At 65.5% G+C, this 17062-nt stretch carries 19 protein-coding genes; 12 read left to right on the forward strand and 7 right to left on the reverse strand.

All coding sequences use genetic code 11. The features are described 5' to 3' along the window. Nucleotides 1–7: 7 nt before the first annotated feature. Together DAT37_RS42030 and DAT37_RS44660 are read right to left on the reverse strand one after the other, a co-directional pair. Nucleotides 8–1006: a phosphatase PAP2 family protein gene (locus tag DAT37_RS42030; RefSeq protein WP_232840322.1), complete on the reverse strand. Its 999-nt coding sequence runs from the start codon at nucleotides 1004–1006 to the stop codon at nucleotides 8–10. Further along, on the reverse strand, nucleotides 1003–1281 hold the full coding sequence (locus DAT37_RS44660; RefSeq protein ID WP_157978977.1) for a hypothetical protein: 279 nt from the start codon (nucleotides 1279–1281) through the stop codon (nucleotides 1003–1005). The genes DAT37_RS42030 and DAT37_RS44660 overlap by 4 nt, the downstream gene beginning before the upstream one ends. On the opposite strand from DAT37_RS44660, the gene DAT37_RS42035 reads away from it, so the two are divergent. Together DAT37_RS42035 and DAT37_RS42040 are read left to right on the forward strand one after the other, a co-directional pair. Then, the gene (locus tag DAT37_RS42035; RefSeq protein WP_109530532.1) at nucleotides 1275–2132 is read left to right on the forward strand and encodes an oxygenase MpaB family protein; all 858 of its coding nucleotides are present in this window, start codon (nucleotides 1275–1277) and stop codon (nucleotides 2130–2132) included. The genes DAT37_RS44660 and DAT37_RS42035 overlap by 7 nt on opposite strands. Nucleotides 2133–2155: 23 nt before the next feature. Beyond that, the gene (locus DAT37_RS42040; RefSeq protein WP_109530533.1) at nucleotides 2156–2944 is read left to right on the forward strand and encodes an oxygenase MpaB family protein; all 789 of its coding nucleotides are present in this window, start codon (nucleotides 2156–2158) and stop codon (nucleotides 2942–2944) included. Nucleotides 2945–3153: 209 nt separating this feature from the next. Here DAT37_RS42040 and DAT37_RS42045 read toward each other — a convergent pair whose 3' ends face one another. Continuing rightward, nucleotides 3154–3954, reverse strand: coding sequence for an alpha/beta fold hydrolase (locus DAT37_RS42045; RefSeq protein ID WP_109530534.1), 801 nt, complete (start codon nucleotides 3952–3954; stop codon nucleotides 3154–3156). Between the two features lie 456 nt (nucleotides 3955–4410). Here DAT37_RS42045 and DAT37_RS42050 point away from each other — a divergent pair, with 456 nt between their 5' ends. After that, entirely contained in the window at nucleotides 4411–4533 is a 123-nt protein-coding gene (locus DAT37_RS42050; protein ID WP_408637497.1) for a hypothetical protein, read from the forward strand. A 94-nt stretch (nucleotides 4534–4627) separates the two neighbouring features. Then, nucleotides 4628–5419: a PucR family transcriptional regulator gene (locus tag DAT37_RS42055; protein WP_157978978.1), complete on the forward strand. Its 792-nt coding sequence runs from the start codon at nucleotides 4628–4630 to the stop codon at nucleotides 5417–5419. Nucleotides 5420–5449: 30 nt separating this feature from the next. On the opposite strand, the gene DAT37_RS42060 is transcribed toward DAT37_RS42055, so the two are convergent. Then, on the reverse strand, nucleotides 5450–5749 hold the full coding sequence (locus DAT37_RS42060) for a hypothetical protein (RefSeq protein WP_157978979.1): 300 nt from the start codon (nucleotides 5747–5749) through the stop codon (nucleotides 5450–5452). Nucleotides 5750–6101: 352 nt separating this feature from the next. Between DAT37_RS42060 and DAT37_RS42065 the strand changes: the two genes are divergently transcribed. The 5 genes from DAT37_RS42065 to DAT37_RS44670 all read left to right on the forward strand — a co-directional run bounded on the left by DAT37_RS42065 (nucleotide 6102) and on the right by DAT37_RS44670 (nucleotide 10848). Then, nucleotides 6102–7994, forward strand: coding sequence for an MFS transporter (locus tag DAT37_RS42065; protein WP_109530537.1), 1893 nt, complete (start codon nucleotides 6102–6104; stop codon nucleotides 7992–7994). Then, nucleotides 7991–8536, forward strand: a complete 546-nt coding sequence (locus DAT37_RS42070) for a TetR/AcrR family transcriptional regulator (protein ID WP_109530538.1) — start codon at nucleotides 7991–7993, stop codon at nucleotides 8534–8536. Before DAT37_RS42065 ends, DAT37_RS42070 begins: the two co-directional genes overlap by 4 nt. Before the next feature lie 146 nt (nucleotides 8537–8682). Further along, a complete protein-coding gene (locus tag DAT37_RS42075; RefSeq protein WP_109530539.1) occupies nucleotides 8683–9225 on the forward strand; it encodes a hypothetical protein in 543 nt (180 codons plus the stop codon). Nucleotides 9226–9768: 543 nt separating this feature from the next. Continuing rightward, on the forward strand, nucleotides 9769–10389 hold the full coding sequence (locus DAT37_RS44665; protein WP_157978980.1) for a hypothetical protein: 621 nt from the start codon (nucleotides 9769–9771) through the stop codon (nucleotides 10387–10389). Between the two features lie 204 nt (nucleotides 10390–10593). Beyond that, a complete protein-coding gene (locus tag DAT37_RS44670) occupies nucleotides 10594–10848 on the forward strand; it encodes a hypothetical protein (protein ID WP_157978981.1) in 255 nt (84 codons plus the stop codon). 340 nt (nucleotides 10849–11188) lie between these two features. Here DAT37_RS44670 and DAT37_RS42090 read toward each other — a convergent pair whose 3' ends face one another. After that, entirely contained in the window at nucleotides 11189–11527 is a 339-nt protein-coding gene (locus tag DAT37_RS42090; RefSeq protein WP_109530542.1) for a hypothetical protein, read from the reverse strand. 437 nt (nucleotides 11528–11964) lie between these two features. On the opposite strand from DAT37_RS42090, the gene DAT37_RS42095 reads away from it, so the two are divergent. Further along, a complete protein-coding gene (locus DAT37_RS42095; RefSeq protein ID WP_109530543.1) occupies nucleotides 11965–12702 on the forward strand; it encodes a sulfite exporter TauE/SafE family protein in 738 nt (245 codons plus the stop codon). 52 nt (nucleotides 12703–12754) lie between these two features. Here DAT37_RS42095 and DAT37_RS42100 read toward each other — a convergent pair whose 3' ends face one another. Beyond that, nucleotides 12755–13852: an NAD(P)H-dependent amine dehydrogenase family protein gene (locus tag DAT37_RS42100; protein ID WP_109530544.1), complete on the reverse strand. Its 1098-nt coding sequence runs from the start codon at nucleotides 13850–13852 to the stop codon at nucleotides 12755–12757. Between the two features lie 111 nt (nucleotides 13853–13963). On the opposite strand from DAT37_RS42100, the gene DAT37_RS42105 reads away from it, so the two are divergent. After that, the gene (locus DAT37_RS42105) at nucleotides 13964–14698 is read left to right on the forward strand and encodes a glucose 1-dehydrogenase (protein WP_109530545.1); all 735 of its coding nucleotides are present in this window, start codon (nucleotides 13964–13966) and stop codon (nucleotides 14696–14698) included. Nucleotides 14699–14853: 155 nt separating this feature from the next. After that, nucleotides 14854–15774 (forward strand): DAPG hydrolase family protein, encoded by a 921-nt coding sequence (locus DAT37_RS42110; protein WP_232840323.1) that lies wholly within the window; start codon nucleotides 14854–14856, stop codon nucleotides 15772–15774. A gap of 9 nt (nucleotides 15775–15783) precedes the next feature. Here DAT37_RS42110 and DAT37_RS42115 read toward each other — a convergent pair whose 3' ends face one another. Beyond that, the gene (locus tag DAT37_RS42115; RefSeq protein ID WP_109530546.1) at nucleotides 15784–16878 is read right to left on the reverse strand and encodes a mechanosensitive ion channel family protein; all 1095 of its coding nucleotides are present in this window, start codon (nucleotides 16876–16878) and stop codon (nucleotides 15784–15786) included. Between the last annotated feature and the right edge of the window lie 184 nt (nucleotides 16879–17062).

The raw sequence follows: 17062 nt of genomic DNA on the forward strand, positions 1-17062 counted from the left end.
GAACGGGTCAGGCGCGTGCCCCGACGCGACTCTCCTCCACCACCTCGTCATCGTCCTCCCCCACGGAGGCGCGACCGGCCCGGTATCGCTCCCACATCGCCACCACCACGATGGTGATGCCGACGTACAGGTAGCCGAGCAGCACGTCGATGACATAGTGCTCACCGCCGTAGACCAGGGTGAACGCCATGGCGAACGGAAACAGAGCCAACGGGACTCGCAGCCACCACCGGCGCACCAGCGGCCAGAGCGTCACGGTCACCAGCACGGCGAAGGCGGTATGCAGCGACGGCAGGGCCGCGACGTAATTACCCTGATCCTCCAGCCATTTCGCGCTCACGTCCGGCGACACCATGCCCAGCCCGAAACCTGAGATCCGCCGGACCTCCTCGTCGATCGCGCCCTCACGACTCGCGTACCACGGCGGGGCGGCGGGCACGAGGATGTAGGTGACCAGCGCGAGATACGACAGCACGAGGATGCGGCGCATGTACCGCGCCCACATCGGCCGCGAATACAGGTAGAATATCGCCGCCACCGCCCACGGGACGATGAAATGAGTGGTGTAGACGATGCCGATGATCGGCGTCCACCAGGGCTGGCCGTCCTCGGCGAGATGCTGTTGCAGCCACACCGTGGGCAACGCGCCGTCGAAGAACCAACGCTCCACCGTCACCAGTTCGTGCATGCGCAGCGGCATCCCGACCGTATCGGCCAGATCACGGGTGAAGTCGTACACCAGCAGCACCGCCACCAGCGGCAGCCAGTCCACCACGACCCGCACATGATCGCGCCACGGCCGGTCGATGCTGAACGCGATGATTCCGGTCAGGATCCACGCCACCTCGGTCAACCGACCCCCCGGAATGAGGCCGGTGAGAACCGCCGCGACGAGCGCGATCAGGTACGCGTACCGAACCGCGACGCGCAGCATGCGCCGCGTCCCGCGCGGATACTCTTCCTCGGATACCGCTGTCCGAGTGATTTCGGTGGACAACCCCGTCATTCACCCAGTGTTCCACGTCGATTCACCATCTTGCGTTCCGAGCGTTGCGCCGCGAGATTCTCGGGCGCGGAATCAGGGCCGCAAAAGCGGCCGCTACCACCGGTTTCCTCACCGCCACATGAATCGCCCATTCGGGACAAAACGCCTACCGAAGCCGCCACCTGTCCGCTGACCGGCCCGGCGATGACGAAATCGCGCCCAGGCATTGCTACTTCGATGAGTGAATGAGATAGTTTGTGCAATTCTCTCTCACAACCGTGGAGTTGCGATGTCACGTCCGATCCGTGCCGTACCCGCCGATACAGCCGACGACGCCGCCGAGCGTCGACGCCGCTACATGGCGGGCCCCGCGGCGCTGCTCGGCGGCCCGGCGAATGTCGTGATGCAACTCGGCAAGCCGCCGGTCGGTCGCGGCGTCGTCGAATCCCCGGTGGACAGTGGACGTTTCGATCTGCGGCCCCGCAAGCGAGGCAAGACGACACTGACGTATCTGGCGGTGGCGATGCTGGGTACCGACGACGATCGCGAGGCGTTCCGGGAGGCTGTCAACACCGCCCACCGACAGGTCCGCTCGCGTCCGGGCGCCGCGGTGAAATACAACGCCTTCGATCCGACGCTGCAACTGTGGGTGGCCGCATGCCTGTACAAGGGCACGCTGGACTCCCTGGTGTTCCTGCGCGGCGGCCTCGACGACGACGTCGCCGACGACCTGTACCGAGAGTCCGCCGCGTTCGGCACAACGCTGCAGGTGCGCCCGGAGATGTGGCCGAGTGACCGGGCGGCGTTCGCCGAGTACTGGGAGGCCGGGCTGACCGCGATCGCCTTCGACGACGAGGTCAAGCGGTATCTGCTCGAGCAGGTGATCGGGCTGGGCCCCTACAGTCGCGTGGAACGTATGGCGCTGTGGCGGATCAACCGTTTCTTCACGACCGGATATCTGCCCCAGCGCTTCCGCGACGAACTCGGACTGGCGTGGAGTCCGCGCAGGCAGCGAGTATTCGAGGTGACGATGCGAGCGATCGGCGCGGTATGTTTCGCACTGCCCGAACGATTCCGCCTCTACCCGTTCCAGACCCACCTGCACGATATGCGACGGCGACGCGCACAGGGAAAGCCTCTGGTCTGAGATCCGTCGGAACAGCGTCGACGATGCCACGACGTACACCCGTCGAGCCGGACCCTCTACTCGAGAACTCGCTGCTGCACCGGCATCTGGGAGACCGTCGGTTCGTGCTGACGTTGCCGCGCGCGGTGACGCTACAGATTCTGCATCCGGCCATCGCCGCGGCTCTCGCGTCACATACCCGAACCGGATTGTGGGAGCACAAGAAGCGCGCGGTGTCGACCATGATCACCATCGCCTACTCGCGCCGAGATCTGCGCTCGGTCATCCGCGTCGGCCACGAACACGTCAAGGGACGCGACAACCTCGGCCGCCGATATCACGCGTTGAACCCGGAGATCTTCTTCTTCCAGCACGCGACCTACGTCGACGCGCTGTTCACCTCGATCGATACCTTCTCGAGGCCGCTGTCCGCGCCGCAGCGTGAACGTCTCTACCTCGAATGCCTCGCGTGGTACCGCCGCTACGGCATCTCGACCCGTGGCGTGCCGACCACATGGTCGGAGTTCACCACCTACTTCGACCAGGCCTGCGACGGCCTGCTGCGGCGCACCGCGCATGGTGACCATCTGGTCTCGCAGGCGTTGCGACCCGACGCCTGGACACCGAAGTGGTTGCCGGACGGGGCGGTTCGCGCTCTGTCGCACGACCGGGCACGGGATCTGCTCGACATCGACGTCAGCGCCGCCGACAGGGCGGTGCTGTCCGTGTACGCGCGCACCGTCCGCGCGGGCGCCGCACTCGCACCTCGGCGCATGCGTCGTCTGCCGCAAGCCCGCACCCCGGACAATGGTCAGCTGACGCTGTCGGACTGATCGACGGTGGTTCATCCCGGCCACACTCGCACCCACGGTCCGGCTCCACGTCGAGTTCGTCAGCGAAGCGAGCATATTCGCGTCGAGCCGTGACGCGCCGGACCTGTTCGCCACGGGAGGTCCCTGCCGGATACATACCCTTTTCGCTCCGGCTTCGCATGTTCCCGTGTCGAATTCGGGTACGCCAATCCCGCGCGGGTCGGCTCGGGTCAGCCTGCCGCAGCCCGCACGATGTCGGCGACCGCGCTCGGCTGTGACGCAAACGAGGCATGCGAGGCGTCGACTTCGCGGGTGCGGTCCGGCGCCACCCGCGCGGCGGTGGCGCGCTGTAGCGCCGGGGGGATCACCCGGTCCTGTCCGGACACCAGGTACCAGCTGGGAGTCGTTGCCCACGAGGGGTTCTCGGTCGGTTCCACATTGGTCACCACCGCTGCCGACCTCTGGTGCCGAAACATCTCCGCCGCCTTGGCCGGTGCCACATCCTGGCAGAAGACCTCGCGGAAGAACGGCTCCGTGACGAAGGCGTCCAGGTTCACTCCGGCCGGGCTTGCGGGGTCGGGCACCGGCCCCGCAAGCAGCGCGGGCGGCAGAAGCAGGCTACCGGGGTAGAGGATCGGATTGAGCAACTCCAGCATCCGCTGGCCCCGCTCCGGCGCGAAGGCCGCGATGTAGACATTGGCTCGCACGTCCGGGTCGTGGGTGTTCGTGATGACGACCCCGCCGTAGGAGTGACCCACGAGGACGATCGGCCCGGCGACCGCGGCCAGGAACTGTTCGAGCGCGCGCGAGTCGTAGGCGGGTCCCCGCAGCGGATTGTCGAACGTGCGCACCGGATAGCCGTCAGCGGTGAGCCGCGCCGCGACATCGGCCCAGCCGGAGGAGTCGGCGAAGGCGCCGTGCACCAGCACCACGGTCGGCCGATCGGCGGCCTGTGCCGGTGCCGCCGTGGCCAATCCGGAGAGGGCGAGGAAGGCGGCGGCGACCAACGTTCCGATTCTTCGAGGATTCATGATGGCGATCCTAGGAGATCCATCGGTAACTTGAAGCCGTATCAACACGTTTCAGTGCGTGCCACAGCTGAGAATCAAGAATTACAAACTGCGATCACCGGCGTCCGTCGCGGCACCGGCCTACCACCGTTTCGCAGACGACTCCGCCCCGGCGACGGCCGCCCGGGGTGGCGTCGACGAGACCGGCGCAGGTGAGGGCGAGCGCCGCGGCGTGGAGCGCAGGGCTTGCCATCGGACGACGGCAGATGCCGGTCACCGCGAGTCACTCGATTCGAACGCGATAAGTTAGTTACTATTTCACAGCAGCTACATGCTCTATTAGGTATAACTATGATATAAGTAATTCATTGTTCATGATCTATCACATGTCCTCGCCGACTCGGGCGCGCCCATCCGCGCGGATCCGGCGTCCACCAGGGGTGTCGATGGTCGAGTGCAGATCGTGTGGAGGTTGGCGTGGACGTCGAGGTCAGGACCGAGGGTGTCACCAAATCCTCGGGTTCCCAGCGAATTCGGCAGGATGTCGCTATCACTCTGCCGTCGGGCGAGGTCGGCGCACTGCTCGGCCATCTCCACTGAGCCCGTTTCGACCAGCGGTCGGACGTGTGCTCGAAACCCGACACTTCCCGCGTCAGCGCAAGAGGGTGGTTCACATCTCGCCGAGGTATCCCGAATGACAGAACTCCTCCCCGCCACCGCGACGCTGCTCCCCTTCTCGGACCGCCGATTCGAAAGCCCGCGACATCCGGTGAGGGCCATCGGGTCGATCGCGGTCCTGGCGATTGCGCTACCGACGCCACCTCCGATGGAGTCGAGCGGACCCGACCGGAAGCCCCCGGACAGGCTGCGGCGGGTCGAACACGCGCTCGAGGCGGATTTCGGCAGCGAAACGCGAATTCACTGGGGGATCCGGGAGGCTACCGCACTGATCCCCGTCGCGGATTCGTCCGACGCCCACATCGGGCGGATGGTGTCCGTGATCGCCGAAAACATGCAGGATACTTTTGCTGCCACAATCACTTTCGCCGCATGCGATCAGCTGCCCACCGCCGTGACCCATGCGGACGAATTGCTCGAAATCGTCTTGCGATTGGGATTGCGCCCCGGACTGTATCGGTTCCAGGATCTGGCGCTCGAATACCAACTGACTCGGCCAGGACCGGCGCGCGACCGTCTCGCGGCCGAGATCGCGCAACTGAACTCTCGGAGCAAACTACGAGAAACGTTGCGAAGCTACATAGCCAGCAACGGAAGTCGTGGATGCACGGCTCGGAGCCTGAAAGTACACCCCAACACCGTCGACTACCGGCTCAGCCAGATCACACGACTCACCGGATCGAATCCGGTTCACCCCGAGGGCATGTGGCGGCTGCGATCAGCGCTACTCGTGCACACTTTTCTCGAGACGAGGCCCGTCGCGGGAGCCGACAGCGTCGGATATCACGACTCGACAGGGCGCGGATGATCACAGCGAATTCTTTGCGTCGAAGCCGGATCAGGAGGCGGGCGGGGCCGAATTCAGGTCCCTGACACCGGTGATGGCCTCGATGATGTTGACGACGGCGGAGGTGCCGTTGTTGATGGCAGAGCTGCCGGAGTCCAAAGTGGCCGAACCGGAGGACGAGCCGCCATCGGCCGACCCCGAGGCCAGGCCCGCCGAGCCGGTGGCGGGCGAGTCGGCGGCAGAGGCCACGGCGACCGGAGCGAGGAACAATGCGGCAGTGGCGACAGTGCCGACAACGATCTTGCGAGAGAACATGCGGATCTTCTTTCCGTAGTCTGATAACGAAACCATCACGGCACGCATCAGCAACGGTAAAGAAGAATGGATTTCCTAGCCACCGATTTCCCTGTGGTAACAATCATAGTTAACACTTGGCTAACTGCGGATGGTTGCGAGGTGACACCATTCTCTTCACCCCGCACCCCCCCGCGACTTCCTCCCCGCACTGCCGTCGCCGACTGAACAGTTCCCCGGGCGCGACGACCGGCCGAGGCGCCGCCCGAGCTGATGAGCGTCAGCCACCTCCGGGGGTGAACGCACGTTCACCTCGATGGTATGAATGAGGCCATCCCTGTGAATCGGAGGCCTCGTGCACAGTCCTACCAAATCGCCGCCGAGTCGCGCGCTGACAATCGTCTTGTGCATGTCGGGCGTGGTGGTAGCGCTGCAGCACACCCTGGTCGTTCCGCTGCTCGGCGAATTTCCGGGGATCCTGAACGTCGACTACGCCAGCGCCTCGTGGCTGGTCACCGTGACGCTGCTGACCGCCGCGGTGGCCACACCGATCCTGTCGCGGTTGGCCGACATGTTCGGCAAGCGACTGATGATGCTGGTCTCACTCGCCACGATCGTCGCCGGATCGGCAGTCGCCGCGATCGGCGGAACATTCCTGACGGTCCTGGTCGGGCGCGGACTGCAAGGGTTGGCCTCGGCACTGGTGCCCATCGGCATCGCGATTCTGCGCGACGAACTACCCAAAGCCCGCGTCGCCGGCGCGACCGCCATCATGAGCGCGACACTGGGTGTCGGTGCGGCACTGGGACTTCCGCTACCGGGGATACTCTACGAGCACCTGGGCTGGCAGTCGATCTTCTGGCTGTCGGCGGCAGCGGCGACGGTACTGTTCGTCGCGGTACTGCTGGTGGTCCCCGAATCCGCGGTCCGCAACCCGGGACGATTCGACTTCGGCGGGGCGGTACTGCTGTCGATCGCACTGGTCACCATGCTGCTGGCCATCTCCAAAGGCAGCACCTGGGGGTGGACCAGCCCACCGACCCTGATCGGGGCGGTGATCGCGATCCTCGCCTTCGCGGCCTGGTTCCCGTTCGAACTCCGCGTCGGACAACCGATGGTCGACCTACGCACCTCCGCTCGCAGACCCGTGCTGCTGACCAATATCTGCGGCCTGCTCTGCGGCATCTCGATGTATGCCAACATGCTGACCACCACCCAACAGTTGGCGATGACCACCGCCACCGGTTACGGCTTCGGACTCTCGGTACTGACCGCGGGGCTGTGCATGATGCCCGCCGGATTGATGATGGTCGCCTTCGCACCGGTCTCGGCGCGCATGATCCAGCGAATCGGCGCCAAACACACTCTGATCGCCGGAACCGCCCTACTCGGGCTCGCCTACCTCCTGCGGATACTGCTCACCGGGTCGGTTCCGCTGATCGTGCTCGGCTCCATGCTCGTCACCGTCGGCACCGCGATCGCCTACTCGGCCATGCCGATGCTCATCATGGGCTCGGTCCCGATCACCGAAACCGCCTCGGCCAACGGCCTCAACACCCTCATGCGATCGATCGGTACCTCCATCTCGAGCGCGCTCATCTCCGCACTGTTGACCACACTCACCATCACCGTCGCCGGACGGCACTACCCGTCGCTGACCGCCTTCCAGCTCATCTTCGCCTTCGCCGCGACCGCCGCCCTGGCGACGATGGCCGTCGCGGCGTTCATCCCACACACCGACACCGCCGACACCACGAACGACGACCGACAACCACCCGACGAACTGGTCGTCACCGGTGTCGTTCACCGCGCCGGCGGACAGCCGATCCGCCACGCGGTCGTCACCGTCCTGGACACCGCCGGAGAACCGGTGGACTGGAGCCGTGCCGACCACACCGGCGAATTCACCGTCGTACTTCCCTCAGCCGGGCCCTACCTGATGATCACCGGCGCCGACGGATGGGCGCCACGCTCCGAGGTGGTCGACTTCACCACCGACGCCGAACGCCATCACGTGGTGCTCACCGAACAACTGAGTCTGCACGGCCACGTCACCGTCGGCGCCGACCCCTGTACGGGCGCGGTGGTCAGCCTGGTCAAGACCACCGGCGAATACGTCGCCGCCACCGTCACCGCCGAGGACGGCAGTTACGAACTCGCCCAACCCCCCAGCGGTCGCTACCTGGTCACCGCGCTCGGCACCGACCGTCGCACCGCCACCCGCCACGTCGTGGTCCTGACCCGTCCCGCCGTGGTCGACTTCGACCTCGCCCACGACCCACAACCGGTCGGTGCCCGATGAGCGAAACCTCCACCCGCGAAACCGTCGTCGCCGCCGCGCGTGACCTGTTCGCCCGTCGCGGCTACACCGCGACCACCATCAAGGACATCGCCGCCGTGGCCGGCTGCTCGCCCGCACTGGTCATGAAACTGACCGGAAGCAAAGCCGAACTCTTCGCCGTTGCCGACCCCTCGGCGGCCGGACTGGAAGAACCGCCGCCCGCCGAAGAACCGATCGGCATCCAACTGGTACGCCGCATCGTCGACCGACGCGACAACGACGAACCGGAGCCGTGGGCCATGGCCCCCCTCCTCATCCACGAATCCGCCGACCCCGCACACACCCGCACCGCCACCCGCGACCGCTACCTCGACGCCATCGCCCGCCGCATCCACGACACCACCGAACACCGCGTCCGCGCCCAGCTCGTCATGCTCGAACTCCTCGGCCTCGCCGCAGGCCTGCGCCACCTCGGTCTGCTCGGCCCCGAGAACATCGATCCCGAAACCCTCATCACCCGCTACGGAGCAGCCGTGCAAGCCATCATCGACAACGACCTGTGACCGTCTTCCATGCACCATCGGCCACCGACTCCGGCCCACCGAGATCCCGTGGATTGTTCTGCGCGGCAGTGTCATTGCGTTTTGACGTGGTAGCCGGACGATTGTAGGTTGACCCCCGTATCGACATGAACCGGGGAGGAAGCTCGATGAAGGCACTGATCACGATGGTCGCGGCGACGTTGGTCGCACTGAGTACGGGAGTCGTGGGGGCGTCGACGGCCCGAGCGGATGTCGCACCGACGTCGGACTCGATCAGTCGCGCCTTCCCTCGCATGGTGCCCGCCGATGCTTCCGGTGAAGTCGGCTACAACAACGCCACGTGCGGGGCCTACTCCCCGAGCGCCCCGCCCTACATCACCGCGGGCACACCGAATTTCGGCAACTGGGCGAACCAGTGGGACTGCTTCGGTGGCGCGGGCAACGCCGACCCGTTCTACACCTTCTATATCTACGCTTCTCCCCTCGAGGCCGCGGCCGCGCTGAACAGCCTGCCCGCCGGTGCGGCGAAATCCATCGACGTCAACGGCGGCAAGCCCTACGTCAACTTCACCTTCGAAGACAGCGGCCCCAAAATGGTCACCGTCTTCGCCGGCGACGGAGACCGCGGTCAAATCCTGCTGTACACCGACGGCATCGTCGGCACCATCGATCAGGTCGTGAATTGGTGGCGGTCGGCTCCGCTCAACTAGCCGCCGAATCGGCTGTCCGGCGTGCTCCCGTCGCGGATGCCCAGATGAGGTGGGCCTGCCGAGTTCCGGCCCACCTCACGGCAAGCCAGATCGCTGTCACCAAAGCCGTGCAGCAGCCCCACATCAGGACTCCAAGTTTTACCAGACCCGCACATTTCGAAGCTGTCTCACGCATTGATCAATGTGGTTGACGTGCGACGACACGAAGGGCTCTGGACTCGGGCAGCTGCGTATCACAGAATTGTATTCCATCCAATCCCCGGATACGTCCTCACTATGCGGCGATCTGTTCGAAGGTGTCGAACTCCACGTCATGCCTGTGGTCCGGCTCGAGATCGTTGCCATAGATTTTGAGACGAATCAACAAACTGGTCAGTCGATAAGAAGCCGACGATTCCGTCGTTCGCATAGTTGCGCGGCGAAGAAGCGCAGTAGCCGGTACGCTGACCGACGACAAAGCCGGTTGGCCAGTTGAGCGGGTTACCCGCCCATTGGATTTGTTCAGACCTATGCTTGGAATTTATGCCGCGAAGGGCCTCGGGGATGGAAAACGATAAGGGGCAGGTTGACGCGCTGGCGGCAGTCTACCTGGCAGACAGAGCAGAGTTGACTGCAATTGATACCCAACTCATGAATCTTGCAAGTATCGGTATTGCATATGTTTTCGGAGTGGGCGCTGTTTGGGCTACTAAATCAGATCTACGTCTCGATAACTATCACTTCACCTTACTCCCGATTCCGGTCGCTGCGATACTGATCGTGTGGCTGGGTCGCTGGCGCGTGGGCGGCGCTACAGCTAGATCCGCTTCGCGACTGCAGGAAGACCTCTTATCAAATGTCGGGTACCCACCCGAGGCGTTAAAATACCTTGGCATCAGAGCACACTATGCCACTCCGCCGAGCCGTTGGACATACTGCACAGCCTCCGCGATGTTCGGAACTCCGTTAGCAATTGGTGCGTCATTTTCCGCCGCGTGCGTGGTTGTCATCTACAAACGAAGCGGACTCTTTGATCCCCAGGTGATTACAGTAGGTGCGCTCTATTCAGTGATGTATGCAACCCTTTTGACCCTGTTCATCACCGCACTCCGGAATCAGGGCGTGAGGTCGGCGCACGACATGCGAATTCGCAACCTGCCCGGACCTCAGGGAATTGCACCATGAACAAGATGAGCCAATGCACGGCGCGATCCGCGCGCAGCCGTCTCCTCGAGAGTGCCTGAGATCGGATCGGCAGCATCTCAGGAACAGAACGGCTACGGACAAGATCGCGGTCTCCATCGCTACTCAGATGATGCAGTTTCCCATGATAAGGAGGCCTATGGTCGACGAAACATTCTGCGACGACTATTACGATCGAGGAAAGTAGTGGCCGTGTTCACAATTATCGAGATATTACCCGTCAGTTTTATGCCAGAACCGTTTATTGTGGGTCACATCAGAGGTGAAATGAATGTCGGCGACGCCGTAGAGCTGAGGAAGTCGGACGGCAGCCGCTTCACTGGAGCGGTCAAGGCGCTGGGCTTCCACAGATCGGGACCGAATCGACACTCGATGGTATTTTGCGGAGAGATTTCACCTCATGCCGGACAAGGCGACTTGATCGTATCGCTCGAAGACTGACCTTTCATAGATAGAGCCCATCCCCGCGCGACCACCGTGCCCACCAGCGGGAAGCTGGGTCGAGTCAGGCACTTTCCGGTCCCGATGAGCGCGCGAGATCATCGCCGCCCACAACTCGAAGGTGGTGCACGCGTATACGGATTCGTCGTGCCGGGCGCTTCCTTGGTCGACCACGACCCGGTATGCGGCGACGGTGTCGAATGGGCGCGCAACGGTGCCGATTACACCAGCGTTGGCACCGCGACCAGGCGTCGGCGTAGCTGACACGCGGCGTTGGTCCACCTCGGCTCCCTGCTACGCACTGCGGGTTTTCATGCGGTAGCCGCCCCGAATCATTCGTTCAGGACAGCACGCCGACCGACACCGCGGTCGGTGCGGTGAGCGGGCCTTCGATGACGATGATCATCGTCGAGTGCTGGTCGGCGGCGGCCTGACCGGCCAGTCGCGTGAGGGTGTGGCCGAGGCTGGTCTTCGCCTCGGGGGTGAAGGTCGGTGGCAGTTGGCCGAGGATGCCGCCGATATTTCCGACCGAGAGGGCGGAGGCTTCGGCGGGAGTCAGGATCACGGTGGTGCTCGTCGTCGAGTCGATCAGGACGGCAGCCCGGGTGACCGGAGCGGCGGCGGCGACCGCACAGGCTGTCGCGGCACAGGCAAGCAGAGCGGTGTGTACCCGAATCATCGGGGATCTCCTCAGGTCAGGTGCGTTCGGCAGGTGCCCGCGCGGTCGACAAGGACGTCACCGCCGAGCCGAGGAATTCGAAACATTCGACGGCAGGGACGATCACGGAATCGGGTCGGCGCGGTCGATCCGCACCCCGCGAAACTGTCCGCGTTCATCCGTGCGCGTGCGACAGCGGTGACGACCGTGCGCGGGGAAAAGAGGCGGTGAGCGGGGCGCTCATCTACCCATTCGGCGCCGTCGAGGGCGAGGATCGATCGACTGCGTCACACTGCGCGATCCGCGCGCATGACCGATCAGCGCGTACTCGAACAGCCGAGGGCAGCCCTCCGGTTACCCGCCCGTATAGTTCGCTGCGCAAGAGGCCCCGCCACTCGGTGATCCCGAGGTGCGGGGCCTTCGCCGTGATCCGCCCATCGAACACCGGAGAATCCGCGTTGACTGTGCTCACCTTCCTTCTGGTCGTCGTCGCGGGATTCTTCGCGGGCCTGGTCGGGTACGTGACCGGAATCGCCTCGCTCATCTCCTATCCGGCGTTGCTGGCCGCGGGCCTGCCGCCGGTGGCGGCCAATGTCACCAATACCGTGGCGATGGTGGCGGTCGGGGTCGGCTCCACCGCGAATTCGGGTGCGGCGCTGGCCAAGGACGGCCGCAAACTCGTGCTCTGGGCGGCCTGTTCGGCGGCGGGCGGGATCGCGGGCGCGGCATTGTTGCTGCTCACCCCGGCCGACGCGTTCGAGATCGCGGTACCGTTCCTGCTCGCGGCGGCGTCGGTGAGCCTGCTGCTGCAACCCAAACTGCGCGAACTGGCGGGTGACCGGGAGTTCCCGCGCCTGTATCCGCTGGGCATGATGGCGATCGCGGTGTACGGCGGCTATTTCGGCGCGGGCGTCGGTGTGATGTTCCTGGCGCTGATCCTGGTCTGCACGTCCGAGCACATCTGGCGGGCGAGCATTCTGAAGAGTTATCTGACGGTGGTCGCCAACCTCGTCGCGGCGATCGGCTTCGCGCTTTTCGGTCCGGTGCACTGGCTCGCGGCCGCCGCGATGGCGATCGGCGCATTCGCGGGCGGCTGGTGCGGACCCCCGGTGGTCAAGGTACTGCCGCCGACGGTCGTGCGGGTGGCGGTGGCGATCTGCGGGGTCGGCCTGGCCGCCTATCTGGCACTGACCTGACCGCCGTCACCCATCGCACGGACGACGGCGGCCGCGGTGCGCGGGCGTCCGGCTATCCGATCGGTCGGGACGCGGCGGGCACGGTGAACACCCCTTTTCCGGTGATGAACGGCAGGTCGAGGGTCGTGCGGACACCGGGGGCCGCGGCCACGACCGCGGGCACCGCGTTGACGATCCGCCCCGCCGCGGCCACGATCGCGGCGTGATTGTGGTCGCCGACCAGGCTGGTCGGGCAGATGTCGACCGCGTAGGACGGTTCGCCGGTGATCTCGACCCGGTACGAGCCGCCGGGCTGCGCGGGGCGCGGCCAGTCGGGGCACAGGTCGTCGCGCAGGCGGGTGACGTGTTCGATGACGATCGCCGGATGTCCGCCGACCAGTCCGATCACCTCGAACCGCAGCGCAGCGAGCCCACCGCGCGGGACGGTGCCCACCGCGATGTCGAACGGCTCGTCGGCGGGCACCCGCTCGTAGGTTTCGGTGATCTCGTCGACCGTGATGCCGAGACCGGCCGCCAACTGCCGGATCGCGGGCCCCCACGCGATACTCAGCACGCCGGGCCGCAACAGCATCGGCACCTCGTCGAGCGATTTGCCGAAACCCATCACGTCGAACATGACGGTCGACCCGTCGTAGGTGGCGTAGTCGGCGATCTCCATACAGCGCACCTGTTCGATGCGCTGGCAAGTGCTCGCGAAGGCCAGCGGGATCAGATCGTTGGCGAAACCCGGGTCGACCCCGGTGATGAACAGACTCGCGTTCCCCTGTGCCGCCGCCTCTTCGATTCCGGCGAGATATTTCTTCGGCAGCACGCCCCACGGATACTGGAGCAGTCCCGGCGCCGATCCGACGACATCGACCCCGGCGGCGAGGATCCGGCGACAGTCGTCGATGGCCTCGTGCAACCTGGTGTCGCCCATCGCGCAGTACACGACGCAGTCGGGTCGCGTGGCGAGCACCTCGTCCAGATCGCCGACCGCGACGATGCCGGTGTCGGTGTCGAGTCCGGCGAGTTCGGCGGCGTCCTTGCCCACCTTGTGCTCGGTCGACACGCACACCCCGGTCAATTCGAGTTCCGGGTGCGTCAGAATTCCGGCCAACGCCAACCTGCCGACATTGCCGGTGCCGACGTGCGCTACTCGGACAGACATTCGGGAGCTCCTCCTGGAAAGTTCCGACGAATCGGCGGACGGTTCCGCAGATCCCATTGTTCCGGACAAGTGTCTGGAACACGTTCCAGTTCGTATGCTAGCGTGACGTTCATGGGACGTGTAGATGGCAAAGTCGCAATCATCAGCGGTGGTTCGCAGGGAATGGGCGCGGCGCACGCGCGCCTGCTCGTGGCGGAGGGAGCGCGCGTCGTCATCGGCGACATCCTCGACGACGAAGGCAAGGCACTGGCCGAATCCCTCGGCGAGGCCGCGCGCTACATCCACCTCGACGTCAGCGAGCCCGACGACTGGACCGCCGCCGTCGAGGCGGCGGTGCGCGAATTCGGCAAGGTCGACGTCCTGGTCAACAACGCGGGCATCATCAACGGCGGCGCGCTGCAACGTTTCGACCTGAACAAGTGGCGCAAGATCCTCGATGTGAACCTCACCGGCACGTTCCTCGGCATACGCGCGGTCGTCGAACCGATGATCGCGGCGGGCGGCGGTTCGATCATCAACGTGTCGTCCATCGAGGGGCTGCGCGGCGCGCCGTGGGCACACGGCTATGTGGCCTCGAAGTGGGGCGTGCGCGGACTGGCGAAATCGGCCGCGCTGGAACTCGCGCCACACAAGATCCGGGTGAACTCACTGCACCCGGGGCTGATCCGCACCCCCATGACGGCGAATATCCCCGACGACCTGGTGACGATCCCGCTCGGCCGCCCCGCCGAACCGGAGGAGGTCGCCACCTTCGTCCTGTTCCTCGCCAGCGACGAATCCTCCTACTCCACCGGCTCGGAATTCATCGTGGACGGCGGCTTGGTCACGGCCGTTCCACACAAGTGATCCCGAGCGCCACGGCAGATCCGCCCGGCGGCACGATTGCCGGGCCGACGTCGTGCCAGTGACATGTCCGCGAGATGTGCCGCGCCACGGGCGGTCCCGTTGTGAACTGTTGGTAACTCCGGTCGTCGGGCGCACGGCGTGACTAATCTCGACGGGTGGCGAGACAGAGGTACCTGACACGCAGAGTGACACTTTCCCTCGGGGCCGCCGTGGCCGGCGCTGTGGTCACCGGCGGCGTCGGCGCGGCGAATGCCGAACCCGATGCGCCGAATACCCGATATCGCGGCTATTCCGACCACGACCGCACCCGGCCGTACGCGAAATACATGGCCGACCGCACCGCGCCCGAACCCGCGCCGGTATCGGCCGCCTACGCGGGCCCGCCGACGCCCGCCGCCGACATCCCCGACTTCTCGGCGCTGCGCGCCGATCTCGCCGCGACCGGGTCGTCGCCGATCGAAACCGGATACGGGCGGACGGCTTCCGGCCAGGCCTGGGTCGCGGTGCGCACCGAGATGCCCCGCGTCACCGCCGCCATGTGGGACTGGTGGTTCGGCTGGCATTCCTCGGAATCGGCGCGCTACAAACTGTGGCATCCCGACGCGCACCTGTACGCGGCCATCGCCGCCGACCGCACCGCCGCACCCCTGCCGGACCGCGAACGATATGTCGGCAACATCTCCTACGTCGACGAGTACATCGGCCCCAAACTGCAACAGCTGGCCATCGCGTTCCAGGACCCGATCGCGCACGGATTCGACGTCCCCGAAGGACAGACCGTCGTCTTCGGCCGGGTCGGCAGCAGTGTCGCCCCGCTGGACGTCGGCCGGCTGGCCCACCAGGTCAGGCCGATCCCCGGCGGATGCGAGATGCGCAGCCGCTTCTACCTCAATATGTGGAGTCTGCGGGTCCCGGACCTGGCCAGGGCCGCCGACGCCGTCGGCCGCGGCCCCTCGGTCGATCCGAGGGATATCGCGGCCGATCTGGACGCGGCGCGGGATCTGCTGCTGCACTGCGGTCAGGAGATGAACCATCTCGCGCGGTTCCTGCCCGAGCTCTACCGCGAGTTCCGGTAGAGCCGTACGTCATTCGTCGGATTCACCACGGGAACCGTTGGCGCTCATCGCCATCCGGTAATCGCCGTCGGCCGGTCCGGCCAGTGCGGTCGGTATCTTGGGCAGCGCCTGCGGATGGGTGCGCCCGAGCCAGCCGAGCAGTTCCTCGCGGACGGCACAGCGCAGATCCCAGACATCGTCGGCGTCGGCGGCCGACATGATGGCGCGCACGACGATATTCGTCGGCGTGCTGTCGGTGACGACCAGCCCCCAGGAGCGGCCGTCCCATTCCCTGCGCTCGCGCAGGTACTCGTGCAGGTGTTCGCGTAACAGGGTGATCGGCGTGCTGTGGTCGAGATGCAGGAACACGGTGCCGGTGATCTGCGCGCCGCCGCGTGACCAGTTCTCGTACGGTTTGCTGTTGAAGTAGGAGACCGGCATGGTCAGTCGGCGGTCGTCCCAGATCCGCACCGTGAGGAAGGCCAGGGTGATCTCCTCGACCACACCCCATTCGCCCTCCACCACCACGGTGTCGCCGATCTTCACCGAATCGCCGAAGGCGATCTGCAACCCGGCCATCAGATTGCTCAGCGTCGACTGGGCCGCCACACCGGCGATGATGCCGATGACACCCGCCGAGGCAAGCATCGAGGTGCCCAGCGCCCGCATACTGGGGATCAGCAGCAGAATCGCCACCGCCACCGTCGTGACCACCAGTACCGAGGTGACGATGCGGCGCACCAGACCGAGCTGAGTGCGCAATTGCCGCACGCGCGAGATCTCGCTGGTCCGTCGGGAATAGCGGCGCAGCATATTCTCCGCCACCGCGTCCGCGGCGCGGATCGCCAGCCAGGCCACGGCGATGATCGTCACCGCGGCGAGCGTCTTCCTGATGAAGGTGTCCTGGTGCGGGTCCAGGTGCGCCAGCGGATAGGTCGCCTGCAACGCCAGCGTTCCCAGCAGCAGTTGCAGGGGCAACTGGAGTCTTCGCAGAAGCAGCGGAAGGTGGGTATCGGGATGACGGCGTGCGGCCAGGCGCAGCAGCCGGTCGATCAGTAGGCCCGCGATCACGGTGATCGCGACGGTTCCCGCCACGACGATGAGTGGCCGTAGTACTTCCTCCAAGAGTTCGAACTCCTCCCGTGGTCACCGCCGCGCCGCGATGCGCGCGGCCGTGACCACTCGTCGTCGACTCGCAACAGGCAATCGCTTACCCGCTCGTGACGGAGATCTACGGCACCGGCGATGTGGCGAATGCCACCGTGCCAACGGGTTTCGCCTCGGGATCGCCGTCGACGCAGGTCAGCAC

It is taken from the genome of Nocardia aurea (assembly GCF_003123685.1).
GTDB classification, from domain to species: Bacteria; Actinomycetota; Actinomycetes; order Mycobacteriales; family Mycobacteriaceae; genus Nocardia; species Nocardia aurea.